Origin of the sequence: Microbacterium sp. (assembly GCF_041641055.1) — a bacterium.
Classification (GTDB): Bacteria; Actinomycetota; Actinomycetes; order Actinomycetales; family Microbacteriaceae; genus Microbacterium.
The window spans coordinates 173,397-181,942 of record NZ_JBEPZB010000005.1 but is presented as its reverse complement, the minus strand read 5'-3'; the positions used below and the strand labels follow the sequence as shown (position 1 = coordinate 181,942).

At 66.5% G+C, this 8,546-nt stretch carries 12 protein-coding genes; 3 read left to right on the top strand and 9 right to left on the bottom strand.

The window, feature by feature from the left end:
* The 7 genes from ACESK8_RS05395 to ACESK8_RS05365 form a co-directional block, all read right to left on the bottom strand.
* Nucleotides 1–148, bottom strand: a 148-nt coding sequence (locus ACESK8_RS05395) for a helix-turn-helix domain-containing protein (protein WP_372967632.1), incomplete at its 3' end; no start/stop codon positions are given.
* Nucleotides 149–273: 125 nt separating this feature from the next.
* Nucleotides 274–927: a hypothetical protein gene (locus ACESK8_RS05390; RefSeq protein WP_372967627.1), complete on the bottom strand. Its 654-nt coding sequence runs from the start codon at nucleotides 925–927 to the stop codon at nucleotides 274–276.
* A gap of 106 nt (nucleotides 928–1,033) precedes the next feature.
* Nucleotides 1,034–2,662: an MFS transporter gene (locus tag ACESK8_RS05385; protein WP_372967626.1), complete on the bottom strand. Its 1,629-nt coding sequence runs from the start codon at nucleotides 2,660–2,662 to the stop codon at nucleotides 1,034–1,036.
* A gap of 152 nt (nucleotides 2,663–2,814) precedes the next feature.
* Nucleotides 2,815–3,168, bottom strand: coding sequence for a hypothetical protein (locus ACESK8_RS05380; protein WP_372967625.1), 354 nt, complete (start codon nucleotides 3,166–3,168; stop codon nucleotides 2,815–2,817).
* A 313-nt stretch (nucleotides 3,169–3,481) separates the two neighbouring features.
* Nucleotides 3,482–3,703: a hypothetical protein gene (locus ACESK8_RS05375; protein ID WP_372967624.1), complete on the bottom strand. Its 222-nt coding sequence runs from the start codon at nucleotides 3,701–3,703 to the stop codon at nucleotides 3,482–3,484.
* A 15-nt stretch (nucleotides 3,704–3,718) separates the two neighbouring features.
* Nucleotides 3,719–4,408 carry a hypothetical protein gene (locus tag ACESK8_RS05370; RefSeq protein WP_372967623.1) on the bottom strand — a complete coding sequence of 230 codons (690 nt, stop codon included), beginning with the start codon at nucleotides 4,406–4,408 and terminating at the stop codon, nucleotides 3,719–3,721.
* Nucleotides 4,409–4,597: 189 nt separating this feature from the next.
* Nucleotides 4,598–5,344 (bottom strand): response regulator, encoded by a 747-nt coding sequence (locus tag ACESK8_RS05365; RefSeq protein WP_372967622.1) that lies wholly within the window; start codon nucleotides 5,342–5,344, stop codon nucleotides 4,598–4,600.
* A 2-nt stretch (nucleotides 5,345–5,346) separates the two neighbouring features.
* Here ACESK8_RS05365 and ACESK8_RS05360 point away from each other — a divergent pair, with 2 nt between their 5' ends.
* Together ACESK8_RS05360 and ACESK8_RS05355 are read left to right on the top strand one after the other, a co-directional pair.
* Nucleotides 5,347–5,520 (top strand): hypothetical protein, encoded by a 174-nt coding sequence (locus ACESK8_RS05360; protein ID WP_372967621.1) that lies wholly within the window; start codon nucleotides 5,347–5,349, stop codon nucleotides 5,518–5,520.
* Entirely contained in the window at nucleotides 5,513–6,742 is a 1,230-nt protein-coding gene (locus ACESK8_RS05355; RefSeq protein WP_372967620.1) for a sensor histidine kinase, read from the top strand. Before ACESK8_RS05360 ends, ACESK8_RS05355 begins: the two co-directional genes overlap by 8 nt.
* Before the next feature lie 309 nt (nucleotides 6,743–7,051).
* Here the strand turns inward: ACESK8_RS05355 and ACESK8_RS05350 are convergent, their stop codons facing one another.
* On the bottom strand, nucleotides 7,052–7,369 hold the full coding sequence (locus ACESK8_RS05350) for an NIPSNAP family protein (RefSeq protein WP_372967619.1): 318 nt from the start codon (nucleotides 7,367–7,369) through the stop codon (nucleotides 7,052–7,054).
* A gap of 338 nt (nucleotides 7,370–7,707) precedes the next feature.
* On the opposite strand from ACESK8_RS05350, the gene ACESK8_RS05345 reads away from it, so the two are divergent.
* Entirely contained in the window at nucleotides 7,708–7,842 is a 135-nt protein-coding gene (locus ACESK8_RS05345) for a hypothetical protein (RefSeq protein WP_372967618.1), read from the top strand.
* Between the two features lie 87 nt (nucleotides 7,843–7,929).
* Here the strand turns inward: ACESK8_RS05345 and ACESK8_RS05340 are convergent, their stop codons facing one another.
* Nucleotides 7,930–8,535 carry a hypothetical protein gene (locus tag ACESK8_RS05340; RefSeq protein WP_372967617.1) on the bottom strand — a complete coding sequence of 202 codons (606 nt, stop codon included), beginning with the start codon at nucleotides 8,533–8,535 and terminating at the stop codon, nucleotides 7,930–7,932.
* Nucleotides 8,536–8,546: the final 11 nt, after the last annotated feature.

The following is an 8,546-nucleotide window of genomic DNA, read 5'->3' as shown; positions in this document are numbered from 1 at the left end:
AGCGCTCGATGGTGCTGAACTCGGCCTCGCGACCGCTTTCGAATCGCGACACTCGGCCCTGGTCGACGTTGGTCCGTTGGGCGAGATCCTTCTGTGTGAGGCCGCGGCTCTTTCGAGCGGCGCGCAAGAGAACTGATGCGTTCGTCATGTCGCCTCCTCTCAGAAATGTTTTCAGAGCCATATTCTATCGGGTTTCGAGGCCGAGCGGGACCGACGCAGTGGCGCGGCATCCTGAGGGGTCAGGCGACCGGCTCTGACGCTGCGGTCCCGCGCTCAGGCGCAGGACTCGTACGGCGGCTCGTCGAGGGTCGTCGCCGTCACTGCCCAGATGATGTCGCTTCCGGCGGTGTAGGTCAGGAAGACCGAGCCGGCACCGTCCTCCGACTCGATCGCGAGGTACCGGCGATCGCCGACGCTCTCGACCTCGACCGCGTCGGGGTAGGCGGCCAGCGCCTGGTCCATTCGAGAGCCGATGCCGATCCCCTCGGCCGTCAACGGGCCGACGGCGGGCTTCCCTTCGAGGTCGACGGGCGAGGCCGACACCTGCACGAGGTCGACCACCGCGGGGTCCTGTTCCGAGACTTCGGGGCGCTGGACGGTGAGCGTGTATCCGTCGGCCTCAGCGGTGGCGAGCCAGGGGCACGCTTCCACCGGAGTCGCCGCCGCAGCCGCGACGGCTTCGTCGTAGGGCATCCCCAGTTCCACGTCTCCGATGCCTGACGGACTGGCGTCCGCCGTCGGGGCGGAGTCGCTGGGCGACGGGCTCGGCGCGGGATCGGCGGATGCCGTCACCGTCTCCGTGACCGTCGGGGTCGGTGCGGGGGGTGCGGCGCAGCCGGCCAGAAGAGCTGTGGCGGCGGCCATTCCGAACAGGGGCGTGAGGATGCGTGCACTGCGAGCGCGGGGTCGTCTGGTGTCGGTATCCATGCTTCGACGCTAACGGTCGGCCCGAGCGCCGCTCGTCGATTCCCCAGGGATTCCCAGATGCCCTCGGCATCCAGGGGCGAAAGGCGTCGTCCCCGGCTGACTCTGCTCAGCGGTGGAGCCTGGTGCTTCTACGGGGCGGCGACGGCTCGGGGAAATAGTGCTTCTCGCGGGGATCGCCGTCGGTGTGCGCCAGGGCGGTGGCCTGGATCTCACGGTCGCGCCCGGTCAGTCTCTGTGTCTGCTGCCGTCGATATTCTCCCCAGGAGGGGACCATGAAGGACTCGAGCAGCAGGTCCTCCTCCTCGCCGCTGCGCAGCAGCGTCCAGCGATATCCGCCGGTCCGCCGCCGGGAGCTCTCCACCAGACGCATGGATTCTCGGAACGCGTCGATGTCGTCGGGGCGCACGGTGTAGGCGATCTGCACGAGCACGGGCCCGTCGGTCGGCTGAGGCTCGAGGACGAGCGTCGGTGTGGGCCACGACAGCGAGACGGTCCGGTCGACGGTGCCGGTGCCCGGCAGCAGCGGCAACCACATCACACTGGCTGCGACGACGACCAGCAGCGCCGCCGCCACCGCCAGCGACGTCGCCGTGCCGACGCCTCCGGCCAAGGCACCCCAGCCGAAGGACCCGACTGCCATCGTTCCCATGAAGACGAGGATGTAGATCGACGCTCCTCGCGACCGCACCCACTGCGGGAGGGTCAACTGGAGCGCGGCGTTGAGCACCGTGAGCGTGCCGATCCACGCGACTCCGGCCAGAACGAGAAGCAGCAGCAGGGGGACGAACGGCAGCCACGCCGCGGCGAGAGTGCCGGCCGCGAACAGCAGAGCACTCACCGCGATCACCGTGTTGTCCGAGAACCTCTTCCGGGCGATGGGCAGAACGAAGATGCCGAGCACGGCGCCGGCACCGAGCGCACCGAGCAGGAAGCCGTATCCGCTGGCTGCGAGGTCGAGCCGCTTGGCGGTCACGGGAAGCAGCGCCCACAGCGCGCTGGCGGGCAGCGCGAAGAGAGCGGATCTCAGAAGGATGCGCCGCACGAGGTGGGCGGATGCGACGTACCGAACCCCTGCGCGCAGCGCGGCCGTGAACGGCTCCCGGTCGTCGAGCCCGCTCTGCGGCGGCCGTCGCCACCACAGCAGTGCGATGACTGCTGCGACGAAGCTGAGCGCGTTGATGCCGAAGACCAGGGGAGCACCGAACAGCGAGAGCAGGACTCCGGCCAGCGCGGGTCCTACGGCGCGGGCTCCATTCACCGTCACGCCACCGAGCGCCGAGGACGCACCGATGAGCGGGCGGGGCACGAGTTCCGGCTGGATCGCCTGCCAGGCCGGGGACGTGAGGGTCGAGGTGATCCCGAGCAGGAACGTGAAGCCGAGGATCGTCCACGGAGTCAGATCGTTCAGGAAGGCGATGACGGTCAGCACTGCGGCGATCACCGCGCTCGCCGCCGACCCCCAGATCAGCAGTCTGCGGCGGTCGAGGGAATCCGCCAGGACCCCCGCGGGGAGCGAGAACAGCACCGCCGGGGCCAGGCTCGCCGTCTGCACGAGGGCGATGATGGTCGCGCCGACCGCGGCATCGACGAGGTACCACTGCGCGCCGACCGTCTGCATCCAGGTGCCGATGTTGCTCCCCAGCTGCGCGAACCACAGCATCCGGAAAGCGGGGATGGCCAGAGGCGCCCAGGCGGAGACGGCGCCGGGTGTCGACGCATCGGCGGAGGAAGTCACTGACATATCCGGGCTGTCCTTACTCAGGGCGTATCGGCCTGACGGCTCGATGCAGATCGTACAACCGCCGATCGCAGTATGACGTCGATCGGCCGATGGTCGACTCCGCCATCGAGCAGCGTCAGCCCCGGCATCCGTCCCGGAGCGACCGCCTAGTCGCTGTCGGCGTCGATCAGTTCGAGGAGTTTGCGCAGCTCGTCACGGATCTCGTCGTGGTCGTACTGCCCGGCACGGCTCTCGCCGGAGATCACTCCCGACCGACGCACGGAGCGGAGATCGCCGAACGGGAAGGAGTATGCCTTCTTCGTCTCGCGATTCTCGCTCTTGTCGATGCCCAGGTGCCAATGGGAGAACTCGGTCCACCCGTGCTGGTCGATGAAGCGGTTCTCGTCGTCTGCGCTGGGAGCCGCCTCCGACCAGTCGTCGCGCTCGTCGCGGACGACCCTGCCGTCGCGGACCAGGGAGCGAGCGTACTCGAGGGCGGGGCGATTCAGTTCGATAGCCATGCGGAGACGCTAGGGCCGGCGGCGGTGGTGCCGAACCCCCTTGACGCACCTGCCGGGAGCGTCCTCGTCAGTCCGCGTCTGCGGAGAAGACGGGGGTGAGGAAGCGGCGCTCGTACCGACGGATGCACTGGGTCCTGCGCGCCAGCTCGAAGGCCTCCACGCATTCCGGATCGGTCTTCGACGCCCACGGTTCTGCCCTCAGGATCGAATCCCGTACAAGAGGACAGCGCCTTTCGCGGCGGCTTCTGCCCATTCACATCTGAGCAGCGACAAGGGAGGGGTCCGGTTGCGAACCCCTCCCTGATGCCAGCGGTCAGGCGTGCCCGGCCTGCTTCTGGCGTCGTGCCGCGGCACTCAAGACGATCGTCAGCACGACGAACGCGACAACCGTGATCGTGCCGGAGGAGGACAGGGCAGATCCGATCGCGGTCCCGAGCCCGACCATGAAGCTCGCGATCACAAGACCTACGCCGATCCCTATTCCGAGGACGCCGACGACGATCCCCCCGGTCGTGAATCGATTGTCGGAGGACATCACGTCACCTCTCCCTTACTGAGCCCAGCAGCTGGGAGGTACCACTCCGGCCACTCCGCCGTTGAGGTAGATGGCGTTCACGCTGCTGGTGTCCTTGCAGATGTTCAGGAATGCTACGCCGATGCCCAGGATGCCGGAGATGACTCCGACGACGGCAGCAGCCGGAAGCCCCGCCACGGTCAGCGCCGATGCGGCTGCGTAGGTGCCTCCGCCCGCGGCCGCGAGCGTGATGCCGTTGATGAGTGCTGACGTGTTGCAGGAGTCCATCGCCGTCTGCGGACCGAACCAGTAGTAGCCCGTGAACCCGTTCTTGCCACGGCATGCAGCGAGTGCCATCGCGGAGCTCTCGGTTCCCTTCGAGATCTCCGTAGCCGTTGTCGATGCGGCTGCAGCGAGCGTTCCACCCGACTCCACGAAACCTGCCGCGAACTCCTGGACGGCGCTCTGGTCTGCACCGAGCTCGAGGGCCCGGTCGACATCGAAGACAGCGACCTCGCCGCTGGTGTCGGACGCGGCGAGGAGGGCGTCAAGATTCGCCTGTTCCTCAGCCGAGATTTCGACCACGGGAGCCGGATCGCTGGGGGTCTCTGCAGCGTGGGCTGCTGGAGCCATGACAAGCATGGCGATCACGGTGGCTGCGGCGGCGGTGATCGAGGTGATCAGCCGTGCCTTGCGAGGCCCGCCCGTGTGTGTGGATGAGTACATCGTTGTCCTTTCCGAAGCCGGTGAACCGGGAATCGACGAGCCCCGTTCCACTGGCTGTGGACGGAGAGTGAGCGCCCGGTTGGCGTCGTGCCGACTGGGCACTGGCATCATGACCATCGCTCGCGGAGGTTCTCAAGAGCTGGAGAGTCTTCATAGCCCCAGGGCTATGGATTGGGACCGACGGGCGGATCAGAGACTGATGACCCCGAGCTCCGTGGCCCGCAGCACGATCTGCAGGCGATTCTCAACACCCCAGAGATGGTTGATGTGGCGGATGTCGGCCTTCACGGTGCCTTCGGCGTAGTGGAGTTCGTCGGCGATTTCGGTGTTCGAGAGCCCCGCGGCGATCAGTTCGATCACCTGGCGCTCCCGGTCGCTCAACAGGGGCAGATCTGACCTGTCCCCGTCACCTGCTTCGATGGCGGCTCGCACGAACCTGTCCTGCACCTCTGGGGAGACCACTCGGTCGCCGGTGTGCGCAGCGACGACCGCGTCGACGATCTGTTCCGGAGTCGAGTGCTTCACGAGGTAGCCGCATGCGCCTGCGCGTAGCACTTCCAGGGCGCGCCACTCGGTGGTGAAGGTCGTCAGGGCGACGACCCGACACCGGGGGTCCCACTCGAGCAGTCGGCGTGTCGCCTCCACGCCGCTGACGTTCTTCATCTTGATGTCCATCAAGACGACATCGGGTTTCACGGCAGCGCACGCCTCGACGACTTCGGAACCGTCTGTCGCCTCCCCGACGAGCGCGACCCTGGGGTCATCTGTGATGAACGCACGCAGAGCGTGGCGTACCAGGGCGTCGTCATCGACGACGAGAACTCGGACGGGTGCGCTCACCTGTTCACGGTATCGTGCGCGTTCGGCCCGATCTCTAGCCCTAGGGCCATGATTCCGTGACCGGTAGGGTACGGCTCGTAGGGTGGATGGGAGCATCCATGGTGCTGCTCAGCGACGAGTCCTACGACCGCGTCGATCGGGTGGCCGGAGTGAAGGAGACCAACGTGGCTTTCATCAGCATCTACAGCGTCGAACCGTTCGTTCGTGTCGTCACCGAGCACGCCGCTGACCTCGGCGATTGGCTGTGTCAGATCATGGGTATCTGTGCCTGAGACCCGCCCCGCTCCTGACCCCGCACGCGCACCGACCCTCGCCGGGGGTGCCTCCATTCGGCGGATGCTGCGTGCGCGTCAGTTCTGGGAGCAGCGTTCTCTTCATCCGGTAGCTCGCCTGCTCCTGGTCCTGGCGGTCGGAGTGCTCCTCTGCATTGCAATCGGATTCGCCGTCAGCTCAGGGGAGTTCACTCGCTATGACCTCCTGGCGGTCGCGTTCTATGCGGGAGTGGCGGCCTTCGCTTGGCACCCGATGACCGCGGCGGTCATCGTCATGCTCATCAGCAGCGTCGGTGTCGTGTTCACCGGCAGCGGAGGAGATCTTCTGGAGTTGGCGGTCGCGCTCAGCCTGGTGGCCGCCACCTGCGCGCCGTGGGTCATCGTCACGCATGCGGTGCTTCTCGGGGTTCTCATCGCCTACATCACCACCAGTAGCTCGGCGTTGGCAGCTGGCGGCGTCTACGGCATCGTCGGCATCGCTGTGATCGCCTTCCTCGGGGGAGTCGCCTTCCGCCTCGTCGCCGCTCGAGAGGCGTTTCTCGTCGCCGAGCGCACTCGACTCGCCAAGGATCTCGAAGCGATCGCTCGCGAGAGTCAGGAGCGCATCGCCGACGAGCTTCATGACGGCATCGCGCACGACCTCACGCTCGTCCTGTTCCACGCCAGAGCTCTGCCTCGCCAGCCCGACGAGGAGGCGAGACAGGTGTCTCTCTCGACCATCGAGCAGTCAGCGGAGAACGCGCTGGGGAGCATTCAGTCGTTGCTCTCGATGATGCGAGACACGGCTACGGATGGTCCCCCGGCGTACCCGACCCGCTACGAGGGCAAGGTGGTGGTGGCAGCCACATCGCTCGGGGCACTCCTGAAGGATGCCGGAATACCGACACGAGTCAAAGTGCCCCATAGTGGGCTGCCGATCACACCAGCCGCCGAGCGAGCGCTGACAGAGATCGCGATCGAAGCTGTCACCAACATCCTCAAGCATGCCCCGCGGACGCAGTCCGCCGCCATCGAGATCCTGGCTCGCACTGGGTCCGTGGAACTCGTCGTGAAGAACGTGAGCCCCTCTGAGACACCCGCCCAGGCACTCTCGAGCGGACGTGGATTGCACAGAGCGCGACAGCGAATTTCGGAGAGTGCGGGTGTTCTGGTGGCAGGGAGAACGACGGACGGTTGGGTCTTCAGGGCCACGGTCCCTGCGGTGGCCGGGCATGTCAACTAGCCTCCGAGAGGCATCATCAGGGTGAGTGCCCTGATATTGCTGCCATCGGCCGCTGTTCCATCCCCGTCCTTCCTGGGCGCTGTGTTATCGAGTACCGCAGGGCGCACTCGACTCGACTCGATGGTCGCGGCCGCCGGCCCTGTTTCGGTGTCGCCTACGCGTGGTCCGGTTCGGAGCGGCACCGATGCATCGACGTGCTACTGGGCTCGAGCTAGTCGCTGCCGGCGTCGATCAGTTCGGGGAGCTTGCGCAGCTCGTCACGGATCTCGTCGCCGAACCCCCTTGACGCACCTGCCGGGAGCGTCCTCGTCAGTCCGCGTCTGCGGAGAAGACGGGGCTGAGGAAGCGACGCTCGTACCGGCGGATGCACTGCGTTCGGCGCGCCAGCTCGAAGGCCTCCACACATTCCGGATCGGTCTTCGAAGCCGTGCGATAGACCTCGTAGTCGGCCAATGAGGGGAACGTGAACAGCGCGAACGCCTCGTCGCTGTCCCCTTCGCTCGGCATGAAGTAGCCGTGATGGGTTCCACCGTGCTTCTCCACCAGTCGGATCCACGCCCGCCCGTAGTCGGTGAAGTCGTCGAGCTTCTCGGGGTCGATCTCATAGCGCAGGTGAACGGTGATCATGGCGTTCATCCTCTCAGAGCAGATCCGCGTGGATGTGGCCGAAGAATATGGACATGGCCCTCACCATAGCCGCACGCCCAGAAAAAGCAACTTGCGCGTTCGATCACAGTTCTGGCGGCTCACTATCTGCATTTTGCGGCACTTCCGCCACAAATCATCCGTGTCACTTCGTCTCCGCAGTCGCTGCCCCTGCACGCGCGCTCCGCCGGTGGAGATGCCGCGTGTCGAGGGGAAGCCTGCCGTGGAATTCGCCGGCCTCGACGACGAATTGACTTCGCCTGGAAGACGGCTATGGTCAATGGTTCATACGCCAGCCGAAAAGGGGAAGCGAGTTTCTGATGTCCGGTAAAGCACCAAGCGCACGTGGCGCGAAAAAGGTCCCCCAATTGTCGATCAAGGAAAAACGAGCGGCGAAACGCGAAAAGCGTGAGCCGGATGAGTTCCTCAAGCCGCGCAAGGGAGCGAGCCGCTGACCTGAGCGGCCCGAGTGCAGGCTCTGGAGCAACACTCGATCGCGTACCGACTCGGCCGGAGCCGTCGGCCGAGCCGGTACGCCGCGATCACGGTCGGGATGCGAACGAGTCGAGTGCCGCTCGGTACATGGCGCTGTCGGCTCGAACCTCGTCGGTCACGAGGAGCGCGTGCGAGCCGACCTGTCGCGCGTGGGGCCCTCGGCACGGGATGGTCACCACCTTCGTAAGTCCGCGGCGCCAGGCGTCCGCCAGAGCGCTGACGTCTCGATGCTCGGGGTTGTCCATGAGCGCCGTCGACATGTTCGCGGCATGTGCCTCGACCCCGCGTCGTTGCCAGTCCCGGTACGAGTCGTCATCGAAGGCCTCGGCGCCGAACTCATCGCTCCACGTCGACCCGATCAGCCTGCGGAGCAGGATCTCGCGCTCGGCGGGGCTGGCCTCCTGAGCGAGTGCACCATCGAACGCCGTCTGGTCGAGTTCGGCCGCGGTGTGCGCGACGACCTCACTCCAGATCCTCGACCACGCGGCCGACCAGCTCTCACGGGTGGCGTCGTCCACGGGGTCCTCTGCCGAGGCCGGTGGATCGACGAGCATCGGCGGGAGGCCTTCGCCAGCAGCATCCAGGCCGTGCGCTTCCCGGAGCCAGAGCAGTTCGAGCAGCGCCTGCGGTCTGTCCTCGACGGTGATCGTCATATCGCGCGGCC